Below are 26,630 nucleotides of genomic sequence, written 5' to 3'. Positions count from 1 at the left end.
CTAAGGCTTGTCCTTGGCCGCTACCCTGGGCTCCAGAGGCCGCAAAAGGGGTAGAAAGTCTCCGCGACGCGCCAGCACATCCGCCAGCGTATAGCCGTCCAGCACAGCCAGAAACGCGGCCAGCGCTTCGTCCAACACAGAAGTCAGCCCGCAGGCAGGCGAGATGATGCAATCGCCGCAGCCGACCAGATCGAACCCGTCCTCGGTGTGGCGAATGATCGCACCCACGCTGATTTCATCCGCGGGACGCGCCAGCCGTACACCGCCACCCCGGCCGCGCACGCTAGCCAGCCAGCCGGCGTTCACGAGGTCGTTGATCACCTTCATCAGGTGATTTTGCGAGATTCCATAAGCTCTTGCGATCTCGGCGATCGAGCACAGCCGGTCGGGCTGCCGCCCCAGATAAAGCAGCACCCGCATCGCATAATCACTGTATCGCGTCAGCCGCATCGTCGTTTCCAATAAGATGCATAGGAATTGCATGATTTCTATCGCCGGTATAGATGTATCGCAAATGCATGAATTGACAACCAGCCGGCGCCACGCCTTGCAAGGAGGAACCATGACCCGCACCCTGAACCCTCGGACCATCGAACTGGTCAAGGCCACCGTTCCCGCGCTCGAGGCCAGCGGCCTCGACATCGTGCATGAGATGTACAGCCGCATGTTCCGCGACCCGGCGATCCGCGACCTGTTCAACCAGTCGCACCAGGGGGGCGACGCCGCTCAGCCCCGGGCTCTGACCGGCGCGATCCTGGCCTATGCCAGCAATATCGAGAACCTTGCCGCCTTGGCACCAGCGGTCGAACGCATCGCGCAAAAGCATGTCGGCCTGCAGATCCAGCCCGACCATTATCCGCATGTTGCCGAGGCGCTGCTGGGCGCGATCTCGCATGTGCTGGGCGAGGCCGCGACCGAGGAAATCCTGGCCGCCTGGGGCGAAGCCTATTGGTTCCTCGCCGATATCCTGATCGCGCGCGAAAAGCGGCTTTACCAAGCCCAGGTCGATTCGACCGGCGGCTGGAACGGCTGGCGCGAATTCCGCATCGACGCGGTGATTCCGGAAAGCAGCGTCATCAAGTCCTTCGTGCTGCGTCCGGTCGACGGCGGGCCGGTGATGGCGCACAAGCCAGGCCAATATCTGACCTTCTGGTTCGACATTCCCGGCCATCCGCCGGCCAAGCGGAATTACTCGGTCTCGGCGGCACCGAACGGGGAAACCTATCGCATCAGCGTCAAGCGCGAGCCGTTGGGACTGGCCTCGGGCTGGCTGCACGACCAGCCGGCCGGGACGGTGCTGAAGGTCGCGGCACCGGCGGGCGAGTTCTTTCTGGACGAACAGCCTTCGCGTCCGGTCGTCCTGCTGTCGGGCGGGGTCGGGCTGACGCCGATGGTCGCGATGCTGGAATCGCTGGTGGGGCAGGGGGCGCAGGTGCCGGTGCAATACATCCATGGCACGCATGACCGCGACACCCATGCCATGCGCGACCATGTGCGGGCGCTGGCGGCGCGCGGCCATGATGTCAAGGTCACCGATTTCCATCAGACGCCGCTGCCGGACGAGGTCGCGGGCCGCGACTACGACCTGGCCGGGCTGATCACCGAGGAATGGCTGCTGGCCAATACCCCGGCCGCCGAGGCGGATTACTATATCTGCGGTCCTCGGCCGTTCCTGCGGGCGGCGGTCTCGGCCCTGTCGCTGGCCGGGGTGGCGTCGGCGCGCATCCATTACGAGTTCTTCGGTCCCGCCGACGAGCTTCTGGCGGCCTGATGGACGATTTCACCATCGCGCGCATTCTTCATGTCGTCGCGGTCGTGATGTGGATCGGCGGCGTCGGGTTCGTCACCCTGGTGGTGATCCCGGCGATCCGGGCGCTGCATCCCCCGGCCGAGCGCCTTGCCGCCTTCCATCGTTTCGAGGGGCGTTTCGCGGCCCAGGCCCGGTTGTGGGTGGCGCTGGCCGGGCTCAGCGGATTCTGGATGGTCTGGCGCGGCCAGATGTGGGATCGTTTCCAGGATGCGCAGTTCTGGTGGATGCATGCGATGCTGATGGTCTGGCTGATCTTTGCCGCGATGCTGTTCGTGATCGAGCCGCTGTTCCTGCACCGGCGCATGGCCTCTTCCGCGAAGCCGGCGCGGGACTTTGCCCGGCTGGCGCGGATGCATTGGCTGCTGATCCTGAGCTCGCTCGTCGCCGTGGTCGGGGCGGTGGGCGGCAGTCACGGGCTGTTCTGATGGCGTCGCCCTCGGCCCGCCTCAGCCCGGAATTGCGCGCCGTCGCGCTGCAATCGCGCCTGCTGTCCACCATGCCCGCGGAGTTGGCGGAACTGCTGCTGGATCGGGCGCGGGTGGCGCGCTATCAGCGCGGGGCGCCGATCTTTCACCAGGGCGACACCGCCCAGGCGCTGCATATCGTGGCCGAGGGCTGGGTCAAGCTTTACCGCCTGACGCCCGGCGGCACCGAGGCGGTCGTCGGCACGATGAAGCGCGGCCAAAGCTTCGGCGAGCCCATCGCGCTGCGGCGCGCGCCCTATCCGGTCTCGGCCGCGGCCTCGACCGATTGCCGGCTGATCGCGCTGCCGGCGGACGCGCTGCTCTCGGCGCTGAAATCGCGGCCCGAGGCGGCGATCTCGGTCATCGCCTCGACCTTCCAGCACCTGCAGGGTTTGGTCGAACAGATCGAACAGCTGAAGGCGCGCTCGGGCACGCAGCGCGTCGCCGGATTCCTGCTGGAGCTCTGTCCGCCCGATGCCGAGGGATCGGTCGAGGTCACGCTGCCCTATGACAAGGCGCTGATCGCCGGCGCGCTGGGGATGAAGCCGGAAAGCCTTAGCCGCGCCTTCGCGCGGTTGCGCGACCATGGCGTACGCATCGACCAGACCCGGGCCCAGATCGGCTCGGTCGCGGCGCTGCGCGACATGGTCGAGGGCGATCCGGGCGAGGTCTGACTACAGCGTCAGCTGGCGATAGATCTCGGGCAGGGCGTCGGTCAGCCGGTCGGGATTGCCGATCACCGCAAAGCCGCCGCGCCCGAAGATGCGCGGGAACCAGGCCTGCGCCTGCTTGTCGATGGTGATGCCGAACACCGCCTGTCCGCTGCGGCGGGCCTCGCGCACGGCCATGGCGCTGTCCTCGATGCCGTGGCGGCCCTCGTAATGGTCCAGGTCGTTCGGCTTGCCGTCGGTCAGCACCAGCAGCAGCCGCCGCGCCCGCGGCTGCGTCGCCAGCCCGGCCGAGGCATGGCGCATCGCCGCGCCCAGCCGCGTATAGAAACCGGGCCGCAGCGCGGCGATGCGGGCCTCGATCTCGGCGGTCATCGGCTCATCGAAGCCCTTGCAATCGTGCAGGAACACGCGGTCGCGCCGCAGCGACGAAAAGCCCTGGATGGCGAAGCGGTCGCCGCAGGCGTCCAGTCCCCAGGCCAGGGCGATCAGCGCCTCGCGCGCGATGTCGATGACGGCACGGCCCGCGACCGCGCTTTCGGTCGAGCGTGACACGTCCAGCAGGATCGAGACGGCAAGGTCGCGCCGCTCGGGCCGGGACTGGCGCCAGATGCGGTCGCTGCCCTGGCCGGTGGCGCGCAGGTCGGCGGCCGAGCGCAGCGCGGCGTCCAGGTCCAGTTCCTCGCCGTCGGGCTGGCCGGGGCGCATGATCCGCGCCGGGCGCAGGGCCTGGAAGCGTTGCCGCACGGCGCGGATGCGCCGGCGCGCGGCCGGGTCCGGCGTCACGGCATGGGCGGGGTCGGCTTCGACCGTCGTCGCCAGCACCCGGCAGTGATCGGGCAGATAGGCACCGCGGCGGGCATCCCATTCGGGATAGACATGCTGCGCCGACAGCCGTTCGTGGTCGGCATCCTCGGGCGCCAGGTCCAGATGCAGCTTCAGCTTGGTCGCCGGTGCCTTGGATATCTGGCCCAAGGCGATCTCATCCTGGTCGTCGGCGGCCTTGCGGGCGTTTTCGGGGTCGTCGTCCTCGACCCGACGGTTCAGGTTCAGGAATTGCGCCCAGCTCAGCATGGCCTCGAACTTGTAGAGGATGATGCTGTCCTTGCGCTCGGCCTGGTCGGCCTTGTTGCGGCGGGCCTTGCGGGCAGGGCCGTCCTCGCTCTCGTCGCGCGACCCGGCGCCGGCGGGCTCGGCATCCTCGTTGCGGGCCGAGGCGGCGGGGATCCGCAGCTGCGGCCACATCGGGACCGGGCGGAACGGGCGATAACCGCGCGGAGCAGGGCCGGTCGGCACCGGCGCCTCGCCGTCCTGCAAGGCGGCGCGGACCAGCGCCTCGACAGCGCCCTCGACGCCGCCGCCGGCGCGGGGGCGCAGGGTCAGGTGGGCGCGCACCAGCCGCTGCCACGGCACCCGCAGCCCCGGCGCATCCTCCAGCGTCGCCGCGACCATGGCGCGCGACGCGGCAATGGCGGCAAGGTCGGCCTGAAGCGGGTCGTCGGCCGGCGGCACGGCGGGCGCATGTGCGGCGCAGGCGGCCAGCCACAGGTAGAGGTCGCGGTTGTCCCCTGCGTCCGGGAACTCGGCCAGACGGGCCGGCAGCCGCAGCGCCTCGCCGTCGAAACTGGCCCGCGCCACGTGCTCGACCGGGGTCGCCAGGCGGCGGCGTAGCCGCAGGCGGTGCCGGCTTTCCTCTTCGGCAACGGCCCGGATCTCGACCGAGCCGCCGCCGCCCAGGCCCCGGAACAGCACCGCAAGCCGCGGCCGCATCTGCTCCAGAGTCGCCGCGGCGTCGCTGAAATCCGGGGCCGCGTCCAGCCGCCCGGCCAGACGGTGCCACAGCTTGCCGACCGTCTCCTCCGGCTCCCAGGGGGCGAGGTCATGCGCCATGTCAGCCCGCCAGCGCCGTGACCAGATCGGCCAGGCCGCGCTTCACCTCGGCGTCGTCGGTCAGGGGCTCGATCATCGCCGCCTCGACCGCGCGGTCGAAGTTCATGCCGCCGGCGATCAGCGTCGCGGCATAGATCACCAGCCGGGTCGAGACGCCTTCCTCCAGGTCCTGGCCCTTGAGCCCGCGCAGCTTGTTCGCGATGCGGATCAGCAGCGCCGCGCGGCTTTCGTCCAGTCCGCTTTCGCCGCAGACCACCGGCAATTCGTGCTCGGGCGGCGGGAAGCCGAACTCGATCGACAGGAAGCGCTGCCGGGTCGAGGGCTTCAGCGTCTTCAGGATGTTCTGGTAACCGGGGTTGTAGCTTGCCACCAGCATGAAGCCCGGGGGTGCCTGCAATTCCTCGCCGGTGCGGTCGATGGGCAGGATGCGGCGGTCGTCGGTCAGCGGGTGCAGGACCACGGCCACGTCCTTTCTGGCCTCGACCACCTCGTCCAGATAGCAGATCGCGCCCTCGCGCACGGCGCGGGTCAGGGGGCCGTCCACCCAGGCCGTCTCGCCGCCCTTCAGCAGGTAGCGGCCGATCAGGTCGGCGGCCGAGAGGTCGTCGTGGCACGAGACGGTGTAGAGCGGCCGTCCCAGCCGCGCCGCCATATGGGCGACGAAGCGGGTCTTGCCGCAGCCGGTCGGGCCTTTCAGCAGCAGCGGCAGCCGGTGGGCGAATGCGGCGGCGAAGATGTCGCATTCGTCGGCCTGGGGCAGGTAGAAGGGGGCGGTGCCCCCCTCGATATGATGCAATGTTCCGTCCATGGCGTTCTTACTCCGCGGCATGCTCGATCACCGGGCCGGGCTGGATCACCTCGCGGCGGGGAACCAGCGTGGCCCAGATGAACAGGATCACCCCCAGCAGCACCGGCACGCCGGCGCCGAAGCGCATCCAGTAGAACAGGCCGATCTGGTCCTGCACCTCCATGTAGTTGATGCCCATGACGCGCTGGAGGTGGGTCTGGATCACCCCGGCAAAGGTCAGCACGAAGGTCATGAACACCATCCCGCCCGCCATCAGCCAGAACGAGACCATCAGCAGCACCTGGTTATAGGGGTCGCGGCCGCGCAGGATCGGCATGGCATAGGTGAACAGCGCCAAGTTCAGGCAGACATAGGCGCCGAAGAAGGACAGGTGCCCGTGCGCCGCCGTGACCTGCGTGCCGTGGGTGTAATAGTTGACCCCGTGCAGCGTGTGCAGAAAGCCCCACACCCCGGCGCCGAAGAAGGCCAGCACCGCGCAGCCCAGGCTCCACAGCAGCGCCGCCTTGTTCGGGTGGTCGCGCTTGCCCTTCCAGACCATGACGAAGGCGAAGGCCATCATGGCAAAGAACGGCACCACCTCGAAACTCGAGAAGATCGAGCCGAGCCATTGCCAATAGGCGGGCATCCCGATCCAGAAATAATGGTGCCCGGTCCCCAGGATGCCCGAGAACAGCGCCGAGGCGACGATGACGTACAGCCATTTCTCGACCACCTCGCGGTCGACGCCGGTCAGCTTCAGCATCAGGAAGCCCAGGATCGAGGCCATGATCAGCTCCCACACGCCCTCCACCCACAGGTGCACGACGTTCCACCAGTACTGCTTGTCCAGCGCCAGGTTCGAGGGGTTGTAGAAGGCGAACAGGAACAGCAGCGCCAGCCCCCAGAGGCCCAGCAGCAGGATGGTCGAGATCACCGTCTTGCGCCCCTTCAGCACCGTCAGCGAGACGTTGTAGAGAAAGATCAGCGCCGCGACGACGATGCCGATCTTGACCCAGGTCGGCTGCTCCAGGAATTCGCGCCCCTGCTTGCCCAGCAGGAAATTGCCCTCGAACAGGTTGAAGAGATAGGTCACCACCACGCCCGCCGTGCCGACGACCAGGATCGCCAGCTGGACATAGGCCAGGGTCGGCGAATGGATCTCGCGTTCCGCCTCTTCCGGGATCAGGAAATAGGCGGCGCCGAAGAACCCCGTCAGCAGCCAGACGATCAGCGCGTTGGAATGCAGCATCCGGGCGATGTTGAAGGGCAGGGTCTCGGACAGGAAGTTGGGATTGACGTAGATATAGCCGAGGATCAGGCCCATCAGGACCTGGACGGCGAACAGCGCGAGCGCCACGTAGATATAGGCCAGCGCGATTTTCTGGGTCTGATATTTCATCGCTTCGATCCTTCAGCCGGCATCGTTCGGCGGCCAGTTCTGGGTGTTGATCCGGCCGGTCCACAGCAGGAACTCGGTCAGTTCGCGGATTTCGTCGTCGCTGAGGTTGAACTGCGGCATCTGGCGCCGGCCCTCGATGCCGGTCGGCTGCGCCTCCATCCAGCCCTTCAGCACCTCGAAGGCGGCTTCGGGATCGTCCTGCACGCCCCAGCGCTTCATGACGTTGCCGAGTTCGGGCGCGAAATAGGCGCCTTCGCCCAGGATGGTGTGGCAGTTGATGCAGGCCTTGCGTTCCCAGACATGCTTGCCGGCCGCGACCTCGTCGGTCAGGCCGGCCTTGTCGGTCGAGACGTTGACGATGTACCAGTGACTTTGGGCGAACAGCCCGATGAATACGAGAATGAAGAACAGAGACCCGCCATAGAAGATGTTTCGGGCCATGCTCTTCGTCAGAACTTCGCGCATGGCGAGCACTCCGGGAGCGGTTGGCATCCCTCCGGATATGCCCCAGCCCCCCGGACCGATCCTTAACCAAAGTCAAGGCTGGCCGGAAATGAAGATGCCAGATCCTGCCCCAGGCGAAGGAGGCTGCCGATGAGCCGAGACGCGATCTGGCCGGTCTGGAAACTGGCGCTGCTGCTTTACGTCTTCGCGGCCGGCGCGGTGGCGATCAACCTGTTCATGCTGGGGCTCCTCGGCCAGTCGGTCGGCCTGCCGGCGCTGTCGCCCCATGCGGTGCTGGCGCTGTCGGGACCGCTGGGCGTGCCGGCCGCCTGGGCGGCGGGGCGTTGGGCGCGCCATCTGCTGGATCAGGCGGAATAGCGGGCTGCACCCCGGCGCCGGTTGTGCTAGCCCGGTCCTGCCCCCGCCGCCATCCGCAGGGATCCGATGTCCGAGAACCTTTCCGACCTGCCGCTTTTCGCCGGCCTCAGCCCCGCCCAGCTGGACGAGGTGCGCCAGGGCATGATCCGCCAGGCGCTGGCGCAGGGCGAGTCGCTGTTCCTGCAGGCCGATGCCGCGGCCCGCTTCTTCGTGCTGATCGAGGGGCGGCTGAAGGTCACCCAGGTCACCGAGGACGGCCAGCAATTCATCGTCCGCATCGTCCATCCGGGCGAGCTTTGCGGCTTTGCGCCCGCGCTCGGCCGCAGCCATTATCCGGGCAGCGCCGAGGCGATGGTGGACAGCCGCCTGCTGGCCTGGCCGCGGTCGCGGTGGGAACCGCTGATCGGCGCCGCGCCCTCGCTGGCCTTCTCGGCGATCCAGGCCGTGGGCCGCAAGCTGGACGAGGCGCATATCCGCCTGCGCGAGATGAGCACCGAAGAGGCCGGCCGCCGCATCGCCCACCTGCTGCTGCGCCTGGCGCGGCAGGGCAACGGCGCCGCGCCCCCGGACCGCGGCCCGGTCGAGATTCCCTTTCCGCTGACCCGCCAGGACATCGCCGACATGAGCGGCAATACCCTGCATACCGTGTCGCGGATCATGGCCGCCTGGGAAACCGGGGGCATCCTGCTGCGTGCCCGCCGCAAGGTCATCATCGCCGATGCCGCGGCGCTGTCCGCCATCGCGCAGACGCAATCCTGACATGAATTCTCTGCAATTTGAGCCAGCGCAAAGTCGCGCCGGAACCGGCCCGCTATCCAGAACCCCGGAAAGACCATTCTTCCGCTAGGAGATCAGGATATGAAACGCTCTCTGACCATGGCCGCCGTGATGACCGCGCTGGCCTTTCCGGCCTTTGCCGCCGATCACCAGGTGCAGATGCTGAACAAGGGCGAGGCGGGCGCGATGGTGTTCGAGCCGGCCTTCGTCCAGGCCGAGGTCGGCGACACCGTCACCTTCGTGCCCACGGCCAAGGGCCATGACGTGGTCTCGCTGCCCGACATGCTTCCCGAAGGCGTGGCCGAGTTCGAATCGAAGCTGAACGAGGAATATGTGCTGACCGTCGAGACCCCCGGCCTTTACGGCGTGAAATGCAAGCCGCATTTCCCGATGGGCATGGTGGCGCTGATCCAGGTCGGCGGCGATGCCTCGAACTACGACGCGCTGGCCGAGGGCAAGCTGCCCAAGAAGGCGCGCGAGCGGATGGACGCCGCGCTGGCGCAGGTCACGCGCTGACCCGGCGCCCCTGCCGTGATACCCTGGGCCCGCCGTCCGGTCTTTCGGCGGCGGGCGTTTTCACCTGGCGAGGTTGCCATGGGCAAGACCGCGAATATCAAGCGACCCGAGGGCGGCATCCCGCGCGGCCTGTCCCGGACCGGGCCGGTGCTGTTCTCCTACGGCTTCCGGCCGTTCTTCCTGGGCGGCGCGCTGTGGGCGGTGCTGGCGATGCTGATGTGGGTGGCGGCTCTGGCCGGTCACGGCGCCCCCGGCGGCGCCTATGGCGCCAGCCACTGGCACATGCACGAGATGCTGTTCGGCTTCGCCTCGGCGGTGCTCGCCGGGTTCCTGATGACGGCGATCCCGAACTGGACCGGCCGCATGCCGCTGTCGGGCAGGCCGCTGATGGCGCTGGCCGGGCTGTGGCTGGCCGGCCGGCTGGCCCTGACCTTCGCGCCGGCCGGGGCGCTTTTGGCGGCGGTCGCGATCGACGCGCTGTTCCTGCCGGTGATGGCTGCGGTCTTTACCGTCGAGATCGTCGCCGGTCGCAAATGGCGCGACCTGAAGGTGGTCGGCATGGTCTCGGCCCTGGCGCTGGCCAATATCGTCTTTCACCTGTCCGTGCTGCGCGACGGCGATCCGGCCATGGCGGCGCGGCTGGCGGTCTCGGCCTATGTGCTGCTGATCGTCATCATCGGCGGCCGCATCACCCCCAGCTTCACCCGCAACTGGCTGGCGCGGCGCGGGCCGGGACCGCTGCCGGCGCCCTATGGCCGGTTCGACAGCGCGACCGCCTGCCTGTCGGCCGCCGCTCTGGCCGGCTGGATCCTTGCCCCCGAGGCGCGGGCCGTGGCCCTGGCGGCCCTGGCTGCGGCGGTGCTGAACCTGGTCCGGCTGGCCCGCTGGCGCGGCTGGCGCACCGCGGCCGAGCCGCTGGTGCTGGCGCTGCATGGCGGCTATCTGATGCTGGTCCTGGGCTTCGCCGCCATCGGGCTGGCGGGCTTCGGCCTGCTGACCACGGGCGCGGCGCTGCATGTCCTGGCCATCGGTGCCATCGGCGGCGAGATGCTGGCGGTGATGACCCGGGCCACCCGCGGCCATACCGGCCGCGACCTGACCGCCTCGCGCCTGACGACGCTCAGCTATGTCGCGATCTGGGCGGCGGCGCTGCTGCGGCCGCTGGCGGAGTTCGGCGACTACGACCTGCTGATCCGGCTGGCGGGGGCCGCCTGGGTGCTGGCCTTCGGCCTGTTCTGCCTGGAGCACGCGCCGATGCTGCTGTGCCAGCGCAAGGAACTGCGGGCCTGACGGCCCGCAGGACCAGGGACGGTCAGGCCAGGTCGCGGACCTTGGGCTCGCGCGCCCAATAGCGCCGGGTCGCCGCCTCGGGCAGGGCGCCGAGGTCGGTGACGCCCTCGTCGGGCTCGATGCCGGCGCGGTCCAGCAGGGGCTGCGCCCCGGCGTCATGGCCGATGGCCTTCAGATGGGCAAAGGCGTCCATCACGAAAGCCACCGCGGCACTGTCCCGGGTCAGCTTGCGCGCCGCGTCCTCGGTCAGAACCAGCGCCACCGCGTCGAACAGACAGGAGGGCGAGCCGGCCAACTGCCCGTCCGCCTTCATCTCGCCCCCCGCCAGCGCGATGCCGCCGACCTTGGGGGCGATGGTGAAGGGCGTGCCGCCGGCATCCGTCACCGCCTTGACAAGCCTGTCGATCGCCGCCTTGTCCGAGCCTTCGGCGAACAGGATGCCGACCTTGCGCCCCTTCAGCACCGCCTGCCAGTTCTTCTGGATCGACAGCGCCTCCGAAGGCGGCAGGTCCACCGGCGCGCGGAAGGGCTTGGCCGCCTCGGGCAGGTCCATGGCCAGGCCCTTGGCCACGCGGGCGGCCAGGTCCTCGTCGATGTTGCGCAGATGGCTCAGCACGCGGTTGCGGACATGCTCCAGCGCGACCTTGGACAGTTCGAAGACAAAGGCCGAGGCGATATGCGCCTGCTCGTTTTCCGTCATTGAGCGCCAATAGAGCCGCGGCTGGCTGTAGTGGTCGCCGAAACTTTCGGCCCGGATGCGCAGCTTGTCGCCCTGAACGGCGGCGGGGGCGGTGACGAAACCGGCGTCGCTGGCGCGCGGGCCCGGGTCCTCGCCCGCCTGGTCCAGGCTGTTCGGTTCGTAATTGGCGCGGCCCGTGGGGACCTGGGTCTGCATCATGCCGTCGCGCATCATGTTGGCATAGGGGCACTTCGGCGCATTCACCGGAATCTGGTGGAAATTCGTTGTTCCCAGCCGCGACTTCTGCGTGTCGAGATAGGAAAACAGCCGCCCCTGCAGCAGCGGATCGTCCGAGAAATCGATGCCCGGAACCACGTTCGAGGGCAGGAAGGCGACCTGTTCGTTCTCGGCGAAATGGTTGTCGGGGTTGCGGTCCAGCACCATGCGGCCGATCACGCGCAGCGGCACCACCTCCTCGGGGATGATCTTGGTCGCATCCAGCACGTCATAGGGCAGGCTGTCGGCCAGTTCCTGGTCGAAGACCTGGACCGCGAAATCCCATTCCGGGAAATCGCCCGCGGCGATGGCCTCGTAGAGGTCGCGGCGGTGATAGTCGTTGTCGGCGCCCTGCATCTTGGCGCTTTCGTCCCAGACCAGCGACTGGACGCCCAGCCGCGGCCTCCAATGGAACTTGACGAAGCGCTCTTCGCCATCCGCGTTCACCAGCTTGAAGCTGTGCACGCCGAAGCCCTGCATCATGCGGAAGCTGCGCGGGATGGCGCGGTCGGACATGGCCCAGATCACCGTGTGCAGGGTTTCCGGCATCAGCGACACGAAATCCCAGAAGGTGTCATGCGCGGTCGCCGCCTGCGGATAGCCGCGGTCGGCCTCCATCTTGACCGAATGCACCAGGTCCGGGAACTTGATCGCGTCCTGGATGAAGAACACCGGGATATTGTTGCCGACCAGGTCCCAGTTGCCTTCGTCGGTATAGAACTTGGTCGCGAAGCCGCGCACGTCGCGCGGGGTGTCCACCGAACCGGCGCCCCCGGCCACGGTCGAGAAGCGTACGATCACCGGCGTCTTCTTGCCCTTTTCGGCAAACAGGCTGGCCCGGGTCAGGTCCGGGATCGGGTCGATGCATTCGAAGGTCCCATGCGCGACCGAGCCGCGGGCGTGGACGATGCGCTCGGGGATGCGCTCATGGTCGAAGTGGAAGATCTTCTCGCGCAGGACGAAATCTTCCAGCAGGGTCGGGCCGCGCGCGCCCGCGCGCAGGCTGTTCTGGTTGTCCGAAATGGCGATGCCGTGGTTGGTGGTCAGCGCCTCGCCGCCGCGCTGCTGGGTCTCGCCGCCGTTGCCGGTTCCGGTGGAATAGGATTTCTGTGCCATCTTGCCTGCCTTCTTCAAAGGTGGGGAGGGGCGGGCGTCTGTGCCCGGGCTGCGGGGGCAACGTCGGCCGGGCGGGTTTGTTCCAGCGCGGCCAGGCGCAGGGCGGCGGCCAGATCCGCGGCAAGCTGGGCCCGTGCCTGCGCCGCCTGATCCGGATCGGGCAGGCGCAGCACATAGGCCGGATGCCAGGACGGCAGCACCGGCCCGCCGTGCAGCCCGGTTTCGACCCGGCCGCGGCGCCCGGCCAGCGGGCTGTCGTCACCGGTCAGCGCCAGCGCGGCCGAGGCGCCGAGCGCCAGCGTGACGCGGGGCCGCACCAATGCCAGTTCCAGCCCCAGCCACCAGCGGCAATGCCGGATCTCGGTCGCATCGGGATTGCGGTGCAGCCGGCGCTTGCCGCGGGGCGCGAACTTGAAATGCTTGACGGCATTGGTCAGCCAGGCGCGGCCGGGGTCCAGACCGGCCTCGGCCATGACCTGACGCAGCAGCCGGCCCGCGGGACCGACGAAGGGGCGGCCGGCCAGGTCCTCGTGGTCGCCGGGCTGCTCGCCCACGATCATCAGGGGGGCATCGGCCGGCCCCTCGCCCCAGACGGTCTGCGTCGCGGCCTCGCACAGCCCGCAGCGGCGGCATTGCAGCGCGGCGGCCCGCGCCTCGTCCAGAGTCTGGGGGCAATCCGGCGCCTGCGGCATGGCGGCGCGATAGCGGGCCAGGACCGGGGCGGCGCCGGGGCGGGGCGCGGCGGCGCCGGCCGCATGCATGCGCTGCACCCGCGCCTCGGCCCCGGCCAGCATCTGCGGGATCAGCCGGGTCTCGGGCAGGTTCTTCCAGTATTTCCGCGGCATCTCGGACCGCATCGCCGCCAGCTTGATCCGGGCCGGATTGAAGATATTGGCGAAATAGGTCGCCCAAAGCGGTTCGGCGGCATCTTCCGGCAGGTCGGGGCGGTCGCCGCCGGGGCCGAAGACCAGCGCGCCGTCGCGAAAGCGGGCGCTGAGCCGCGGCGTGACGATCAGCCAGTCCATATCGGCGAAGCGGCGTGCGAAGAACGGGCTCGCCGGCTCCAGCGTGTCGTGCTCGGGCTCGAACCAGGCGGCGAAGCTGCGGCGGGGGCCGGGCGCGGGCAGTTCGCGAAAGCGCAGGAAGGCGTGCATCTTGTGGATGTCGCGCCCGACCGCCTTGGCCATCAGCTGCAGCCGCCGCCCCAAGGGATCGGCATGGGACAGCGGATTGCCATCGCCCCGGTGCAGCCGCCAGAGCGCCTGGTAGAGCAGGGCGAAGCGCTGCGGCGCCGCGTGCCAGGAAACGCTGCGGGCCAGCGCCGGGAAACCCGCGGGCACCCGAGGCGGCGGACCGTTGTAATCGGGCAGGGGCGGGGCGGCGAACAGCCCGGTGTTGCCGGCCCAGTCGATCCGCTCGGGCGCGATGCCGTGGCCGATGGCGCAGCGGGCGGCGGCACGCCAGGCCTCGAAACTGCCGCGCTCGGGCAGGGCGACGGCATAGGTCACAGCAGCGCCAGCTGCCGCGGCGGCGGCGCGAAGCGCGCCCGCAGATCGGCGGCGTCCGTCAGCGCGCCGGGCGACCAGCCGGGGACCATGATGAAGGGCCGGGCCTTCCTGACCAGCGCCCCCATCCACGCCAGGTCCTCGACCCGCAGCGCCCGGTCCCGCCGCGCGGCCAGGATGCGCTCGACGATGCGGATGCCGAAGCCCGGCACCCGCAGCAGCATCTCGCGCGGGGCGGCGTTCACCGCGACCGGGAACAGCGCGCGGTTCTGCAGCGCCCAGGCCAGTTTCGGATCCAGTTGCAGGTCCAGGTGTCCGCCCGGCGCGGCGGTGCCGATGTCCTCGGCCGTGAAGCCATAGAAGCGAAGCAGCCAGTCGGCCTGATACAGCCGGTGTTCGCGCATCAGCGGCGGCTTGACCAGCGGCAGCGCGGCCGAGGCGTCGGGGATCGGGCTGAAGCCGGAATAATAGACCCGCCGCAGCCGATAGCCGCTGTAAAGCCGGCTGGCGCTGTCCAGGATCGCCACGTCGTCCGCGCCATCCGCGCCGACGATCATCTGCGTGCTTTGGCCCGCCGGGGCAAAGCGCGGGGGCTTGCGGCCGGTATGGGTCCGGTCGCCGGCCGCCTCGGTCTCCAGCCGCACCTGCGCCATGGCGGTGCGGATGGTCTGCGGCCGCTTTTCGGGGGCAAGGCGGCGCAGGCTGGCGTCCTGCGGCAGCTCGACGTTGATCGACAGCCGGTCGGCATGAAGCCCCGCTTCGCGGATCAGTTCGGGCGACGCCTCGGGGATGGTCTTGAGGTGGATATAGCCGTGAAAGCCGTGGTCCTGCCGCAGGCTGCGGGCGATGCGGACCATCTCGGCCATGGTCTGGTCGGCCGAGCGGACGATGCCCGAGGACAGAAACAGCCCCTCGATATAGTTGCGGCGATAGAATTCCAGCGTCAGCGAGACCACCTCCTCGGGCGTGAACCGTGCCCGCTCGACGTTGGAGGAGACACGGTTGATGCAATAGGCGCAGTCGAAGATGCAGAAATTCGTCAGCAATATCTTCAGCAGCGAGATGCAGCGCCCGTCCGGCGTATAGGCGTGGCAGATGCCGCTGCCCCCCGACGAGCCCAGCCCGCCCCGGCGCGCATCCCGGCGTTGCCCGCCGCTCGATGCGCAGGAGGCGTCGTATTTCGCGGCGTCCGCCAGGATGGCGAGCTTGTCTTGCAAGATGCGTGGGGCCATGCCGCCAGCTTCCATGTTCCCATTTTGTTCGTCAAGCGTGTCGCCGCGTCGCTAAACAAATGCTAAATCCGCGCCAAGGAACCGCCGCCTTCGCCGCCCGTTGAGCCGGCAACGAAAGGAGGTCGCGATGACCGATCACGAAGAACAGGCCGACCGGTTCTGGGACCGGCTGGAAAAGGTGAATTCCGGCATGCTGGGCCTGGTCGAGGCGCCGCGGCTGGTGCCGATGTCGCATTATGCCGACCGCGAAGGCCGCGCACTGTGGTTCATCACCGCCAAGGGCACCGATCTGGTCCAGGCGGTGGCGGGCGGCGGGAAACCGGCACTGCATGCGGTCGCTGACGAATCCGGCGGGCTGTTCGCGCGGCTGGACGGCACGCTGGCGCTGTCCGACGACCGCGCAAAGCTGGACGAGCTGTGGAACTCCGTCGCCTCGGCCTGGTTCGAGGAAGGCAAGCAGGACCCGGACTTGCAGCTGATGCGGCTGGACCTGGCCGGGGCCGAGATCTGGCTGACCGGCGGCAGCATGCGCTTCCTCTACGAGATCGCGAAGTCCAAGGTCACCGGCGCCAAGCCCGACATGGGCGAGCATTTCGCGCTGAGTTTCTAGCCCGCGCCCTCGTCGCCGCACCGGCCACAGGTCGGCGGCTGCAGGCGGCGGCCGTGTAAACAGGGCCCGCGCCGATGCGCTGGCCGATAAACTGTTGCCGCAGGTGGCGGCGCGGCTGGGCATCCGGCCCGACCTGTCGCGCACGGTGCGGGCCGCCGGTGCCAGCTACGGCCGGCTGGCCGCCGCGACGGTGGCCGCGCGCCGCCCGGACGCTTTCGGCAACGTGCTGTCCATGCCGGGGCCGTTCTGGTGGGCGCCCAAGGGGGTCGCCCGCGACGCATGCCTTGGGTCGTGCAGCAGGTCGCCCGACGCGAGCGGCTGCCGATCCGCTTGTTTCTGGCCGCCGGCCTGTGCGAGACCGGGCGCTGCGACTTGGCGGGCATCCTGGAAGCGTCGCGTATCCTGCGCGACATGCTGCGCATCAAGGGCTAGGCGGCGGACTGGCGCAAATATGCCGGCGGCCACGACGACTGGGTGGGGCGCGGCACCTTCGCCGACGGCATGATCGCGCTCTTCGGCGAGTATGGCGGTTTTCGCCGCGACGGGAATGATCCGCTTCGGCATTGCGCCGGCGGGCCGGGAAGCACCCCGGGCCGTCGGTGCAATGCCGGGCGATCAGTTCAGCAGCATCACCTGGACATCGGCGACATTGGTGCCGGTGGCGCCGGTCAGCAGCAGGTCGCCGGCGGCAGCCAGCGCCGCGTGGCTGTCGTTGTTGGCCAGCAGCGCTTGCATGTCCTGCCCCGCGGCCGCGATCCGGGCCATGGTGCCGCCGTCGACCAGCCCGCCGGCCGCATCGGTGGGGCCGTCGCGGCCGTCGGTACCGCCGCTGAGGAAGGTCCAGTCGCCGCTCCAGTCGCGCATGGCCTCGGCCAAGCGCAAAGCCAGCTCCTGGTTGCGGCCGCCCTTGCCGGTGCCGCGCAGGGTCACCGTCGTCTCGCCGCCGAAGATCAGCGCGGTCGGGCGGTCGGCCGGGGCCTCGCGCGCGGCGCGCACGATCTCTGCCGCGGCATCCGCCACGTCGCCGACCAGCCGATCCGAGACGATCCGCGCCGTCCAGCCGGGGGCAACCGCATCGCGCATCGCCTGCAGCGATTGCTCGTTGCTGCCGATCAGATGGTTTTCGGCCGCCGGAAGCGGCGCGGCGGTTTCGGGCGTTTCCAGCAATGTCCGCACCGCGGCAGGCAGTTGCTCCAGCAGCCCGTGCCGCGTCAGCAGCGCCAGCGCATCCTGCCGCGTCCCCAGCGGCGGTGTGGTCGGGCCCGAGGCCACCGCGCCCAATTCGTTGCCGATCACGTCCGACAGGATCAGACCGGTCACCGGGGCAGGGGCGGCATGGCGCAGGAAGCCGCCGCCCTTCAGTTCCGAAAGCTGCTGGCGGACCAGGTTCATCGCGGTGATGTCGAGGCCGCTGGCCAGCAGCAGCCGGTTCACCGCCTGCTTGTCGGCCAGGGTCAGCGGTGCCCGTGGTGCCGGGATCAGCGCCGAGCCGCCGCCCGAGATCAGCGCCAGCACCCGGTCCGCGGCGCCGGCCGCGTCCAGCAGCGCCAGGATCTCGCGGCCGGCCTGCAGGCCGGATTCGCTGGGCACCGGGTGGCTGGCGGTCAGGACCCGGGCGCCGGGAACGGTGGTCTCGTTGCCCTCATGCGTCACCGCCAGCGCGGTGACGGGGCCGCGGACATGTTCCCTGGCCTCGGCCAGCATGGCTGGTGCGGCCTTGCCGACGGCGATCAGTGTGCTGTGGCCCGCCACCCCGGGATCGGGGTGGCGCTCGAAATGCCGACGCACGGCCAGGGCCGGGTCGGCGGCGGTGACGGCGGCGGCGTAAAGCCGCCCCGCCAGCGCCCGCATCTCGGCAAGGCCGACGCTCACGCCGCGATCTGCCGGGCTTTGGCGACCAGCACCTCGGCCTGGCGGATCGAGGCATAGTCGATCAGCCGGCCGTCCAGCGACACCGCGCCCTTGCCCTCGGCCTCGGCCTTGGCCATGGCGTCGAGGATGCGCTGTGCGCGCTCGACCTCGGCGGCCGAGGGGCTCATCACCTCGTTCGCCAGCGCGATCTGGCTGGGGTGGATCGCCCATTTGCCCTCGCAGCCCAGCACCGCGGCGCGATAGGCGGCCGCCTTGTAGCCATCGGGATCCGAGAAGTCGCCGAAGGGGCCGTCCACCGGCCGCAGCCCGTTGGCGCGGGCCGCCACCACCATGCGCGACAGCGCGTAATGCCACATGTCGCCCCAATGGACCTGGCGCGAGCCGTCGGCCAGCTTGTCGGTCAGCACCGAGTAATGCTCGTTCACGCCGCCGATCACCGTGGTGCGGGCGCGGGTCGAGGCGGCGTAATCGGCGACGCCGAAATGCAGGCTCTCGTTGCGTTTCGAGGCCGCGGCGATCTCGTTGATGTTCTGCATCCCCAGCGCGGTCTCGATGATATGCTCGAAGCCGATGCGCTTTTTATAGCCCTTGGCGTCCTCGATCTGGGTCACCAGCATGTCGACGGCATAGACGTCGGCGGCGGTGCCGACCTTCGGGATCATGATCAGGTCCAGCCGCTCGCCGGCCTGTTCGACCACGTCGACGACGTCGCGATACATGTAATGGGTGTCGAGCCCGTTGATTCGCAGCGACATGGTCTTCTTGCCCCAGTCGAGCTCGTTCAGGGCCTTGATGATGTTCTTGCGCGCCTGCGGCTTTTCGTCCGGCGCCACCGCGTCCTCGAGGTCGAGGAACACGACGTCTGCATCGGATTGTGCAGCCTTTTCAAACATGTTCGGCTGGCTGCCGGGAACCGCCAACTCGCTGCGGTTCAGACGAGCCGGGGCGGGGTCGATGGGAAAGAAACTCATGGCAAGATGCCTCCTATCCGGGTAAAGTTCGCGCAAAGGAAAGAATATTTCTATTTCCTGTCAAGAAATAAAATTTCTGACAAGGAGAAAAGTCCTAGACGACGTCTCCTATCCCCGCGCATTCCCCCCCTGTTGCTGCGAGTAGAAAAAGGCGATCGCCTGAGCCCGGCTTTTCACCGCCAGCTTGTCATAAAGGTTCGACAAATGGAACTTCACCGTATTGGGGGAAATTCCCAGCTCTTTTGACATTTCGCGGTTGGTCATGCCTCGGGCCAGGGCGGACAGCATGTCGGTCTCGCGCCGGGACAGCGAATGCAGCGGGTTCCTTTGCAATTCGCGCACGTCGAGAAAGGGAAACACCATCCGCCCGGCGGCGACGGCGACGCAGGTGTCCAGCAGCGCCTCGACCGGTCCATGGCGCGAGACGAAGCCCGCCGCGCCCGCGCCCATGGCCGAGATGTGGCCCTGGCTGGATTCGCGGGCATAGACGATGATGCGGGGCGCGTCCTCCTGTTCGCGCAGCTGTTCCATCAGCCGGGCGCCGCCCATTTCCGGCAGGTCCCAGTCGACGATGCCGACCCGGGCGGGCACGCGGCGGGCGGTGGTCAGGAAGCCCTCGGCGGTGGCGGATGTCGCCAGCAGCGAGAACCGCGCGTCGCGCTCGAACACCTCGGACATGGCGGACAGGACCAGCGGATTGCTGTCGGCCAGAATCACCGGAATTGCGGTTTCGGTGCTGCGCACGGTCCGCATCGGCCGGTCCAGACCCGAACCGGCGCCCTGGGGCGGCAAATGCTGGCCCATATTCTTCCTCCCTATACATTCGGGTAGGTTTTGCCCCGCCCGAATGGATACCTCAATGCAGCATAATCTTACGTTGTGAGACATGTCCAGAACATGTTTCGTTCCGTTAAACAAACTTGCACTGAAGGAAATTGCGCATGACCGAAGCGACGATCTTTCCGCAGCTGGAAATCCCCAACACATTGGCAGCAGGCCCGGGACCCGGCAATACCGACCCGCGCGTGCTGCAGCGCTTTGCCAGCGCCGGGGTGGCGGACCACATGCAGCCCGATGTCCTGCGGGGCATGATCGAGGCCAAGCTGATGCTGCGCGAGGTGATGGGGACCAAGAACGTCTACACCTTCGGCGTCGCCGGCACCGGCTGGAGCGGGCTCGACGTCCTGTTCAGCGCCGTCCAGCCCGGCGACAAGGTGGTGGCCTTCGTCAACGGCACCTTCTCGGGCATCGACGGGCTGACGCTGCGCATGAAGGCCGCCACGGCCGAGGAACTGGCGGCATCGCCGCTGGACCCGAAACCGGCCTCGGTCGTCGTGGTCAACGTGCCGCACGGCCAATCCGTCACCGGCGAGATCGTCGAGGCGGCGCTGGCCGAGCACAAGCCGAAATGGGCGATGATGGCGCATTGGGAAACCGGTTCGGGCCGCATCAACGACATCCAGGGCTTCTCGGAAGCCTGCCAGAAGCATGACGTGATGGGCCTGATCGACGCGGTGTCGTCGCTGGGGGTCGAGGACTTCCGCATCGACGACTATCCGGGCGTGGCCGGCTGGGCCTCGTGCCCGCAGAAGGGCATCTGCTGCCTGCCGCTGACCTATGCGCCGGTGTCGTTCAACGACCGCTATATCGACAGCCTGCGCAAGACCGGCACCCGGACCTTTGTCCATCACCCGATCCTCGAAGCCCGGCACTGGGGCATCATCGACGGCAAGGACGTGGAAAAGGGCACCTATCACCGCACCCACAGCGCCTATGCCGTCGCCGCCTTCCACGAGGCGCTGCGCATCCTGCTGCAACAGACGGTCGCCGGCCGCGCCAAGTCTTATGCGTTCCACGAGGCGGCGCTGCGCGATGCCGTCACCGCCATGGGCTGCGAGGTCACCTCGAACATGACCTCGCTGGTGGTGCTGAACCTGCCCGGCGCGCTGGCGGGCCGCGAGGCCGAGCTGGTGCAGGCCTGCCGCGCCAAGGGCTTCGGCATCTGGCCGACGCTGTCCGAGCCGGTCCAGGTCCGCATCGGCATCCTGAACCTGCTGAACCAGCAGTCGATCACCGACATCGTCACCCGCTTCGCCCAGGCCCTGAAGGACTTCGGCGCCGAGGTCGACACCGACGCGGTCCTGAAGAACCTGCAGAAACACTACGACACCGCGGTTGCCGCCGAATAAGGCCGTAACGGGGAGGGAGGAGAACTTATGGATATCCACGAATATCAGGCCAAGGAACTGCTCAGCAAGTTCGGGGTGGGCATTCCCACCGGCGCATTGGCCTATAGCCCGGAACAGGCTGCCTACCGGGCGCGCGAGATGGGCGGTGACCGCTGGGTGGTCAAGGCCCAGGTCCATGCCGGCGGCCGCGGCAAGGCCGGCGGCGTCAAGGTCTGCAGCAGCGACAGCGAAATCCAGGACGTGACCGAGAACATGTTCGGTCAGAAGCTGGTGACGCATCAGACCGGGCCCGAGGGCAAGGGCATCTACCGCGTCTATGTCGAGGCCGCGGTGCCGATTCTGCGCGAGATCTATCTGGGCTTCGTCCTGGACCGCGCCAGCCAGCGGGTGATGATCGTCGCCTCGGGCGAGGGGGGGATGGAGATCGAGGAGATCTCGGCCGACAAGCCCGACAGCATCGTCCGCGCCGCGATCGAACCGGCGGTCGGCCTGCGCGAATTCCAGGCCCGCGAGATCGCCTTCGCGCTTGGCATCAAGCCGGCGCTGATCCAGCAGATGGTGCGCACGCTGATGGGCTGCTACCGCGCCTTCCGCGACCTCGATGCGACCATGGTGGAAATCAACCCGCTGGTGGTGACCTCGGACGACCGCATCCTGGCGCTGGACGCCAAGATGACCTTCGACAACAACGCCCTGTTCCGGCACCCGCAGATCAGCGAGCTGCGCGACAAGTCGCAAGAGGACCCGCGCGAATCCCGCGCCGCCGACCGCGGCCTGTCCTATGTCGGGCTGGAGGGCAACATCGGCTGCATCGTGAACGGCGCCGGCCTAGCCATGGCGACCATGGACACGATCAAGCTGGCCGGTGGCGAGCCCGCGAACTTCCTCGACATCGGCGGCGGCGCCACGCCCGAGCGGGTGTCCAAGGCCTTCCGCCTGGTGCTGTCGGACAAGAACGTGCAGGCGATCCTGGTCAACATCTTCGCCGGTATCAACCGCTGCGACTGGGTGGCCGAGGGCGTCGTCAAGGCGCTGCGCGACGATCCGGTGGACGTGCCGGTCATCGTCCGCCTGGCCGGCACCAATGTCGAAGAGGGGCAAAAGATCCTGGCCCAGTCCGGCCTGCCCCTGATCCGCGCCACCACCCTGATGGAGGCCGCCGAACGCGCCGTCGCCGCATGGCAGGCCGACGTCAAGAAGAACTCGAACCTGAGGGCCGTCTGATGAGCATTTTTCTGGATCGCGAAACCCGCGTCATCGTTCAGGGCATCACCGGCAAGATGGCCCGCTTCCACACCAAGGAGATGATCGACTACGGCACCAATGTCGTGGGCGGCGTCGTGCCCGGCAAGGGCGGCGAGACCTGCGAGGGCGTGCCGGTCTTCAACACCGTCAAGGAAGCGGTCGAGGCGACCGGGGCTCAGGCCTCGCTGGTCTTCGTGCCGCCGCCGGCTGCCGCCGACAGCATCATGGAGGCCGCGGACGCCGGCATCAACTACTGCGTCTGCATCACCGACGGCATCCCGGCCCAGGACATGATCCGCGTCAAGCGCTACATGTACCGCTATCCGAAAGAGCGCCGCATGATCCTGACCGGCCCGAACTGCGCCGGCACCATCAGCCCCGGCAAGGCCATGCTGGGGATCATGCCCGGCCACATCTATATGCAGGGCCATATCGGAATCATCGGCCGCTCGGGCACGCTGGGCTATGAGGCGGCGGCGCAGCTGAAAGAGCTGGGGCTGGGGGTCTCGACCTCGGTCGGCATCGGCGGCGACCCGATCAACGGCTCGTCCTTCCGCGACGTGCTGGAGCATTTCCAGAACGACGACGACACCCATGCCATCTGCCTGATCGGCGAGATCGGCGGGCCGCAGGAAGCCGAGGCCGCCGACTACATCCGCGAGCATGTGACCAAGCCGGTCGTGGCCTATATCGCCGGCCTGACCGCGCCCAAGGGCCGCACCATGGGCCATGCCGGCGCGATCATCTCGGCCTTCGGGGAAAGCGCTTCGGAAAAGGTCGAGATCCTGTCGGCGGCCGGCATCACCATGGCCGAAAACCCGGCGGTGATCGGCCAGACCATCGCCCGCGTCCTGCAGTAAACGGAGGCACAGATGGTGAAACCTCGGGTTCTTGTCACGCGCCGCTGGCCCGCAGCGGTCGAGGCGCGGCTGTCCGAACAGTTCGACGCACAGCTGAATCTTTCCGACAAGCCGCTGGCACCCGAGGATCTGCGGGCAGCATTGCGGAAATACGACGCAATCCTGCCCACCGTCACCGACAAGATCGGCGCGCCCGCGCTGGAGGTGGACAAGCCGCAAACGCGGATTCTGGCCAACTACGGCGTGGGCTACAGCCACATCGACCTGGAACAGGCGGGGCGGCAAGGCATCGTCGTGACCAATACCCCCGACGTGCTCAGCGAATGCACCGCCGACCTGGCGATGACGCTGATGCTGATGGTGGCCCGCCGCGCCGGCGAGGGCGAGCGCGAGCTGCGCGCCGGCCGCTGGACCGGCTGGCGGCCGACGCATCTGGTCGGCACCAAGGTCACCGGCAAGACGCTGGGCATCGTCGGCTATGGCCGCATCGGCCAGGAAATGGCCAAGCGCGCGCATCACGGCTTCGGGATGCGCATCCTGGCCTACAACCTGCACCCGGTCGCGCCCGAGGTCCTGGCCCGCTGCGACGCCACCCAGGTCGACAGCATCGACGAACTGCTGCCGCAATGCGATTTCGTGTCGCTGCACTGCCCGGGGGGCGAGGCCAACCGCCACCTGATCAACGCGCACCGGCTGAACCTGATGCGGCCGAACGCCTATCTGATCAACACCGCCCGCGGCGAGGTCATCGACGAGATGGCGCTGTCGCATGCGCTGTCCTTCGAATCCATCGGCGGCGCCGCGCTGGACGTCTTCGACGGAGAGCCGAACATCAATCCCACGCTGAAGAACAGCGGCCGGCTGGTGATGCTGCCGCATCTGGGCAGCGCCACCCGCGAGGCGCGCGAGGCGATGGGCTTCCGCGTCCTGGACAATCTCGAGGACTTCTTTGCAGGACGCGACCCCCGCGACAGGGTGAACTGATGCAGGGGCTTCATCGCATCGGGCCGCGCCCGTCGGACGAGACCGTGGACGCCTATGCCGAAAGGCTGCGGTCCGAACTGCGGGAATTGTGGGGCAATGTCATCGACCGCCGCGCGCCGGGGATCCTGCCGCTGCTCTCGGGCGAGACGGTCGCGCTGCCGCAGGGCGCGGATGCCACCGCCTGCCTGCAGGCGCTGAACATCTGGTTCCAGCTGCTGAAGATCATCGACGAAAACGTCGCCACCCGCGCCCGCCGCATGGTCGAGACCCGCGAGGGACCCGCCGCCGTGGAAGGCAGTTTCGCCCGGGTGCTGGCGCATAGCCCGCAGATGCCGCCGGAAAGTTTCTGGCGCAACGTGCAGGACCTCAACGTCGGCCCGACGCTGACGGCGCATCCGACCGAGGCCAAGCGCGTCACCGTGCTGGAAATCCACCGCCGCATCTATCGCGGGCTGGTCGCGCTGGAAACCGACCGCTGGACGCCGCGCGAAAGGGCGCAGCTCTTCGCCGATCTGGAAAGCGAGATCGACCTCTTGTGGCTGACCGGCGAATTGCGCCGCCAGCGTCCGACCCCGGTCGACGAAATTGAATGGGGCCTGCAGTTCTTCCGCGACAGCCTGTTCGATGCGGTGCCGAACATGGTGCGCCGCTTCCGCGACGCGGTCGGCCCGGAATACGGCAGCGCCGAAGAGGCCGGGCCGCTCTTGCGGTTCCACTCCTGGATCGGCGGCGACCGCGACGGCAATCCGCATGTCACCACCGAAACCACCCGCACCGCGCTGGAACTGGGCCGCGCGGCGGCGCTGGACCGCTGCCGGCAGGGCCTGGACCTGGCCGCACGGCAGCTCAGCATCAGCAGCGCCATCGCGCAGCTGCCCGACGAGGCGCGCGCGCTGCTGAAGGCGGTGATCGACGCCGCCCCGCCGCCCGAGGGCCAGCAGCACCGCAATCCCGGCGAGCTGTTCCGCCAGGCGATCAGCGCCATCGGACGCCGCATCGCCGCGACCGCGGCGGGCGCCGGCCCGGCCTATGCGCATGTGCGCGACTATATCGCCGAGCTGCGGCGGGTCGAGGACGCGCTGATGGCGATCGACGCCGACGGGCTGGCCGAACGGCTGATCCGGCCGCTGCGCTGGCAGGCCGAGGTCTTCGGCTTCCGTACGGTGACGCTGGACGTGCGGCAGAATTCCTCGGTCACCACCCGGGCGCTGGCCTCGATCTGGGGACCCGAAACGCCGGAATACGGCACGCCGGAATGGTCGCAGCGCCTGCGGGCCGAGATCGTGCAGGAAGAGCTGCCGGCCCTGGACCCGGCCGCGCTTTCGGCCGAGACGGTCGAATTGCTCAGCCTGCTGGACCTGATGCGGACCACCCGCTTCGGCGTCGACCCGCTGGGCATCGGCCCGTTCATCCTGTCGATGACCCGGTCCTGCGACGACCTCCTGGGCGTGTTCCTGCTGGCGCGCTATGCCGGCTTCGGCCCGGAACGGCTGGACCTGCGCGTCGTGCCGCTGTTCGAGACCATCGGCGACCTGCGGGCCGCCCCGGTGATCCTCGACGAGCTGTTGCGGGTGCCCGTCGCCCGCCGCAGCCTGGAGATCGAGGGTCGCCGCATCGAGATCATGCTGGGCTATTCCGACAGCAACAAGGACGGCGGCTTCCTTTGCGCCAGCCGCGAGCTGGAAAAGGCGCAGCGCAGCATCACCCGCGTGCTGGCCGGTCACGGTCTGCAGCCGATCTTCTTCCACGGCCGGGGCGGCTCGGTCAGCCGCGGGCAGGCGCCCACCGAACGCGCCATCGCCGCCCAGCCCGCCGGCACCATCAACGGCCGGCTGCGCACCACCGAACAGGGCGAGGTGGTGTCCTCGAAATACGCCAACCGCGGCACCGCGCAATATGAGCTTGAGCTCTTGGCCTCGTCGGTCATGGCGCAGTCGCTGGCCACGGCGGTCGAGCCGGTGCGCCCCGAGTTCAACGATACGCTCGAAGCGCTGTCGGATCTCAGCTGCACCACCTATCGCGGGCTGCTGAATCGGCCGGGCTTCATCGACTATTTCAACCAGGCCAGCCCGGTCGAGGAATTGACCATGCTGAAGATGGGCTCGCGCCCGGCCCGCCGCTTCGGCGCGCAAAGCCTGGACGACCTGCGCGCGATCCCCTGGGTCTTTGCCTGGTCGCAGAACCGGCACCTGATCTCGGGCTGGTACGGCTTCGGCTCGGCCATCGCCACCTTCCGCCGCTTCCACCGGGCCGAGGGCGACAAGCTCTTGCGCCGCATGGTCCAGGACTCCGGCGTCTTCCGCCTGATCGTGGACGAGACCGAGAAATCGCTGTTCCACGCCGACATGGCGGTGGCGGCGCAATACCGGGCGCTGGTCGGCGACGGCGCGGTGGGCGACGACATCTTCGGCCGCATCCGCCAGGAATACGAGGACAGCTGCGCCGCGGTGACGTTCCTGAACGGCGGCAGCCCGATCGGCGCGCGCTTCCCGATCATGGCGACCCGCTTCGACCGGGTTCGGGCCGACCTGGACCGCGTGCACGACCTGCAGATCCGGCTGCTGCGCGACAACCGCGACAATCGCGACCAGACCGGACAGGGCGTCCCCGTTGCGCTGATGCAGACGATGAATTGCATTTCCGCCGCGCTCGGCTGGACAGGATGAGG

The 26,630-nt window shown here is 68.5% G+C and carries 25 protein-coding genes and 1 pseudogene; 15 read left to right on the top strand and 11 right to left on the bottom strand.

The features are described from left to right. Positions 1-450, bottom strand: a complete 450-nt coding sequence (locus tag JCM7685_RS16175; protein WP_074969653.1) for an RrF2 family transcriptional regulator — start codon at positions 448-450, stop codon at positions 1-3. A gap of 112 nt (positions 451-562) precedes the next feature. On the opposite strand from JCM7685_RS16175, the gene hmpA reads away from it, so the two are divergent. The 3 genes from hmpA to JCM7685_RS16160 are packed head-to-tail and all read left to right on the top strand — an operon-like array spanning position 563 to position 2,948. Next, positions 563-1,771 carry an NO-inducible flavohemoprotein gene (gene hmpA / locus JCM7685_RS16170; protein ID WP_074969651.1) on the top strand — a complete coding sequence of 403 codons (1,209 nt, stop codon included), beginning with the start codon at positions 563-565 and terminating at the stop codon, positions 1,769-1,771. Continuing rightward, positions 1,771-2,235: a hypothetical protein gene (locus JCM7685_RS16165; RefSeq protein WP_074969649.1), complete on the top strand. Its 465-nt coding sequence runs from the start codon at positions 1,771-1,773 to the stop codon at positions 2,233-2,235. The genes hmpA and JCM7685_RS16165 overlap by 1 nt, the downstream gene beginning before the upstream one ends. Then, entirely contained in the window at positions 2,235-2,948 is a 714-nt protein-coding gene (locus JCM7685_RS16160) for a Crp/Fnr family transcriptional regulator (protein ID WP_074969648.1), read from the top strand. Before JCM7685_RS16165 ends, JCM7685_RS16160 begins: the two co-directional genes overlap by 1 nt. On the opposite strand, the gene JCM7685_RS16155 is transcribed toward JCM7685_RS16160, so the two are convergent. The 4 genes from JCM7685_RS16155 to JCM7685_RS16140 are packed head-to-tail and all read right to left on the bottom strand — an operon-like array spanning position 2,949 to position 7,483. Beyond that, complete coding sequence (locus tag JCM7685_RS16155) at positions 2,949-4,832, bottom strand: nitric oxide reductase activation protein NorD (protein ID WP_074969647.1); 1,884 nt, start codon at positions 4,830-4,832, stop codon at positions 2,949-2,951. A 1-nt stretch (position 4,833) separates the two neighbouring features. After that, on the bottom strand, positions 4,834-5,640 hold the full coding sequence (locus JCM7685_RS16150; protein ID WP_074969645.1) for a CbbQ/NirQ/NorQ/GpvN family protein: 807 nt from the start codon (positions 5,638-5,640) through the stop codon (positions 4,834-4,836). Between the two features lie 7 nt (positions 5,641-5,647). Then, on the bottom strand, positions 5,648-7,018 hold the full coding sequence (locus JCM7685_RS16145; protein ID WP_074969643.1) for a cbb3-type cytochrome c oxidase subunit I: 1,371 nt from the start codon (positions 7,016-7,018) through the stop codon (positions 5,648-5,650). A 12-nt stretch (positions 7,019-7,030) separates the two neighbouring features. After that, complete coding sequence (locus JCM7685_RS16140; RefSeq protein WP_074969641.1) at positions 7,031-7,483, bottom strand: c-type cytochrome; 453 nt, start codon at positions 7,481-7,483, stop codon at positions 7,031-7,033. A 129-nt stretch (positions 7,484-7,612) separates the two neighbouring features. On the opposite strand from JCM7685_RS16140, the gene JCM7685_RS16135 reads away from it, so the two are divergent. From JCM7685_RS16135 to JCM7685_RS16120, 4 genes are all read left to right on the top strand, one after another. Beyond that, entirely contained in the window at positions 7,613-7,840 is a 228-nt protein-coding gene (locus JCM7685_RS16135) for a hypothetical protein (protein ID WP_074969639.1), read from the top strand. Positions 7,841-7,906: 66 nt separating this feature from the next. Continuing rightward, positions 7,907-8,599, top strand: coding sequence for a Crp/Fnr family transcriptional regulator (locus JCM7685_RS16130; RefSeq protein WP_074969637.1), 693 nt, complete (start codon positions 7,907-7,909; stop codon positions 8,597-8,599). A 99-nt stretch (positions 8,600-8,698) separates the two neighbouring features. Beyond that, positions 8,699-9,133, top strand: a complete 435-nt coding sequence (locus JCM7685_RS16125; protein ID WP_074969635.1) for a pseudoazurin — start codon at positions 8,699-8,701, stop codon at positions 9,131-9,133. A gap of 78 nt (positions 9,134-9,211) precedes the next feature. Then, positions 9,212-10,423 (top strand): NnrS family protein, encoded by a 1,212-nt coding sequence (locus JCM7685_RS16120; RefSeq protein WP_074969633.1) that lies wholly within the window; start codon positions 9,212-9,214, stop codon positions 10,421-10,423. A 22-nt stretch (positions 10,424-10,445) separates the two neighbouring features. Here the strand turns inward: JCM7685_RS16120 and JCM7685_RS16115 are convergent, their stop codons facing one another. From JCM7685_RS16115 to JCM7685_RS16105, 3 genes are read right to left on the bottom strand one after another with little or no spacing between them, the layout of a single operon-like run. Continuing rightward, on the bottom strand, positions 10,446-12,494 hold the full coding sequence (locus JCM7685_RS16115; RefSeq protein WP_074969631.1) for a catalase: 2,049 nt from the start codon (positions 12,492-12,494) through the stop codon (positions 10,446-10,448). 14 nt (positions 12,495-12,508) lie between these two features. Beyond that, positions 12,509-14,002 carry a UdgX family uracil-DNA binding protein gene (locus tag JCM7685_RS16110; RefSeq protein ID WP_083412867.1) on the bottom strand — a complete coding sequence of 498 codons (1,494 nt, stop codon included), beginning with the start codon at positions 14,000-14,002 and terminating at the stop codon, positions 12,509-12,511. After that, on the bottom strand, positions 13,999-15,231 hold the full coding sequence (locus tag JCM7685_RS16105) for a putative DNA modification/repair radical SAM protein (RefSeq protein WP_074969702.1): 1,233 nt from the start codon (positions 15,229-15,231) through the stop codon (positions 13,999-14,001). The genes JCM7685_RS16110 and JCM7685_RS16105 overlap by 4 nt, the downstream gene beginning before the upstream one ends. A gap of 127 nt (positions 15,232-15,358) precedes the next feature. On the opposite strand from JCM7685_RS16105, the gene JCM7685_RS16100 reads away from it, so the two are divergent. The 3 genes and pseudogenes from JCM7685_RS16100 to JCM7685_RS20415 all read left to right on the top strand — a co-directional run bounded on the left by JCM7685_RS16100 (position 15,359) and on the right by JCM7685_RS20415 (position 16,273). After that, the gene (locus JCM7685_RS16100) at positions 15,359-15,841 is read left to right on the top strand and encodes a pyridoxamine 5'-phosphate oxidase family protein (RefSeq protein ID WP_074969629.1); all 483 of its coding nucleotides are present in this window, start codon (positions 15,359-15,361) and stop codon (positions 15,839-15,841) included. Between the two features lie 79 nt (positions 15,842-15,920). After that, a pseudogene (locus JCM7685_RS20840) lies at positions 15,921-16,064 on the top strand (hypothetical protein); the annotation flags it as partial. A 56-nt stretch (positions 16,065-16,120) separates the two neighbouring features. Beyond that, a complete protein-coding gene (locus JCM7685_RS20415) occupies positions 16,121-16,273 on the top strand; it encodes a hypothetical protein (RefSeq protein WP_231964729.1) in 153 nt (50 codons plus the stop codon). Positions 16,274-16,456: 183 nt separating this feature from the next. Here JCM7685_RS20415 and JCM7685_RS16090 read toward each other — a convergent pair whose 3' ends face one another. From JCM7685_RS16090 to JCM7685_RS16080, 3 genes are all read right to left on the bottom strand, one after another. Then, entirely contained in the window at positions 16,457-17,713 is a 1,257-nt protein-coding gene (locus JCM7685_RS16090) for a glycerate kinase type-2 family protein (RefSeq protein WP_100526142.1), read from the bottom strand. Then, on the bottom strand, positions 17,710-18,684 hold the full coding sequence (locus JCM7685_RS16085; RefSeq protein ID WP_074971151.1) for an HpcH/HpaI aldolase/citrate lyase family protein: 975 nt from the start codon (positions 18,682-18,684) through the stop codon (positions 17,710-17,712). Before JCM7685_RS16085 ends, JCM7685_RS16090 begins: the two co-directional genes overlap by 4 nt. A 108-nt stretch (positions 18,685-18,792) precedes the next feature. Continuing rightward, positions 18,793-19,437, bottom strand: a complete 645-nt coding sequence (locus JCM7685_RS16080; RefSeq protein ID WP_074971153.1) for a response regulator transcription factor — start codon at positions 19,435-19,437, stop codon at positions 18,793-18,795. 188 nt (positions 19,438-19,625) lie between these two features. On the opposite strand from JCM7685_RS16080, the gene JCM7685_RS16075 reads away from it, so the two are divergent. The 5 genes from JCM7685_RS16075 to JCM7685_RS16055 are packed head-to-tail and all read left to right on the top strand — an operon-like array spanning position 19,626 to position 26,628. Then, positions 19,626-20,873, top strand: a complete 1,248-nt coding sequence (locus tag JCM7685_RS16075) for an aminotransferase class V-fold PLP-dependent enzyme (protein ID WP_074971149.1) — start codon at positions 19,626-19,628, stop codon at positions 20,871-20,873. Between the two features lie 27 nt (positions 20,874-20,900). After that, positions 20,901-22,097 carry a malate--CoA ligase subunit beta gene (locus tag JCM7685_RS16070; RefSeq protein WP_074971147.1) on the top strand — a complete coding sequence of 399 codons (1,197 nt, stop codon included), beginning with the start codon at positions 20,901-20,903 and terminating at the stop codon, positions 22,095-22,097. Next, on the top strand, positions 22,097-22,978 hold the full coding sequence (gene sucD, locus JCM7685_RS16065) for a succinate--CoA ligase subunit alpha (RefSeq protein ID WP_074971145.1): 882 nt from the start codon (positions 22,097-22,099) through the stop codon (positions 22,976-22,978). The genes JCM7685_RS16070 and sucD overlap by 1 nt, the downstream gene beginning before the upstream one ends. Positions 22,979-22,990: 12 nt before the next feature. After that, entirely contained in the window at positions 22,991-23,962 is a 972-nt protein-coding gene (locus JCM7685_RS16060; RefSeq protein ID WP_074971143.1) for a 2-hydroxyacid dehydrogenase, read from the top strand. Next, positions 23,962-26,628 carry a phosphoenolpyruvate carboxylase gene (locus tag JCM7685_RS16055; RefSeq protein WP_074971141.1) on the top strand — a complete coding sequence of 889 codons (2,667 nt, stop codon included), beginning with the start codon at positions 23,962-23,964 and terminating at the stop codon, positions 26,626-26,628. Before JCM7685_RS16060 ends, JCM7685_RS16055 begins: the two co-directional genes overlap by 1 nt. The last annotated feature ends 2 nt before the right edge of the window (positions 26,629-26,630 follow it).

The organism is Paracoccus aminovorans (assembly GCF_900005615.1).
GTDB lineage: Bacteria > Pseudomonadota > Alphaproteobacteria > Rhodobacterales > Rhodobacteraceae > Paracoccus > Paracoccus aminovorans.
Note: the sequence above shows the minus strand (reverse complement) of the source record. Positions and strands in the feature narration are given on the sequence as shown.

Bases quoted from the DNA above. Each gene is read 5' to 3' on its own strand.
- JCM7685_RS16165 (WP_074969649.1), top strand. From the start codon at position 1,771: ATGGACGATTTCACCATCGCGCGCATTCTTCATGTCGTCGCGGTCGTG.
- JCM7685_RS16075 (WP_074971149.1), top strand. From the start codon at position 19,626: ATGACCGAAGCGACGATCTTTCCGCAGCTGGAAATCCCCAACACATTG.
- JCM7685_RS16115 (WP_074969631.1), bottom strand. From the start codon at position 12,494: ATGGCACAGAAATCCTATTCCACCGGAACCGGCAACGGCGGCGAGACC.
- JCM7685_RS16175 (WP_074969653.1), bottom strand. From the start codon at position 450: ATGCGGCTGACGCGATACAGTGATTATGCGATGCGGGTGCTGCTTTAT.
- JCM7685_RS16150 (WP_074969645.1), bottom strand. From the start codon at position 5,640: ATGGACGGAACATTGCATCATATCGAGGGGGGCACCGCCCCCTTCTAC.
- JCM7685_RS16085 (WP_074971151.1), bottom strand. From the start codon at position 18,684: ATGAGTTTCTTTCCCATCGACCCCGCCCCGGCTCGTCTGAACCGCAGC.
- JCM7685_RS16155 (WP_074969647.1), bottom strand. From the start codon at position 4,832: ATGGCGCATGACCTCGCCCCCTGGGAGCCGGAGGAGACGGTCGGCAAG.
- JCM7685_RS16055 (WP_074971141.1), top strand. From the start codon at position 23,962: ATGCAGGGGCTTCATCGCATCGGGCCGCGCCCGTCGGACGAGACCGTG.
- JCM7685_RS16060 (WP_074971143.1), top strand. From the start codon at position 22,991: ATGGTGAAACCTCGGGTTCTTGTCACGCGCCGCTGGCCCGCAGCGGTC.
- JCM7685_RS16135 (WP_074969639.1), top strand. From the start codon at position 7,613: ATGAGCCGAGACGCGATCTGGCCGGTCTGGAAACTGGCGCTGCTGCTT.
- JCM7685_RS16145 (WP_074969643.1), bottom strand. From the start codon at position 7,018: ATGAAATATCAGACCCAGAAAATCGCGCTGGCCTATATCTACGTGGCG.
- JCM7685_RS20415 (WP_231964729.1), top strand. From the start codon at position 16,121: ATGCCTTGGGTCGTGCAGCAGGTCGCCCGACGCGAGCGGCTGCCGATC.
- JCM7685_RS16105 (WP_074969702.1), bottom strand. From the start codon at position 15,231: ATGGCCCCACGCATCTTGCAAGACAAGCTCGCCATCCTGGCGGACGCC.
- JCM7685_RS16070 (WP_074971147.1), top strand. From the start codon at position 20,901: ATGGATATCCACGAATATCAGGCCAAGGAACTGCTCAGCAAGTTCGGG.
- hmpA (WP_074969651.1), top strand. From the start codon at position 563: ATGACCCGCACCCTGAACCCTCGGACCATCGAACTGGTCAAGGCCACC.
- JCM7685_RS16080 (WP_074971153.1), bottom strand. From the start codon at position 19,437: ATGCGGACCGTGCGCAGCACCGAAACCGCAATTCCGGTGATTCTGGCC.
- JCM7685_RS16160 (WP_074969648.1), top strand. From the start codon at position 2,235: ATGGCGTCGCCCTCGGCCCGCCTCAGCCCGGAATTGCGCGCCGTCGCG.
- JCM7685_RS16130 (WP_074969637.1), top strand. From the start codon at position 7,907: ATGTCCGAGAACCTTTCCGACCTGCCGCTTTTCGCCGGCCTCAGCCCC.
- JCM7685_RS16140 (WP_074969641.1), bottom strand. From the start codon at position 7,483: ATGCGCGAAGTTCTGACGAAGAGCATGGCCCGAAACATCTTCTATGGC.
- JCM7685_RS16120 (WP_074969633.1), top strand. From the start codon at position 9,212: ATGGGCAAGACCGCGAATATCAAGCGACCCGAGGGCGGCATCCCGCGC.
- sucD (WP_074971145.1), top strand. From the start codon at position 22,097: ATGAGCATTTTTCTGGATCGCGAAACCCGCGTCATCGTTCAGGGCATC.
- JCM7685_RS16125 (WP_074969635.1), top strand. From the start codon at position 8,699: ATGAAACGCTCTCTGACCATGGCCGCCGTGATGACCGCGCTGGCCTTT.
- JCM7685_RS16100 (WP_074969629.1), top strand. From the start codon at position 15,359: ATGACCGATCACGAAGAACAGGCCGACCGGTTCTGGGACCGGCTGGAA.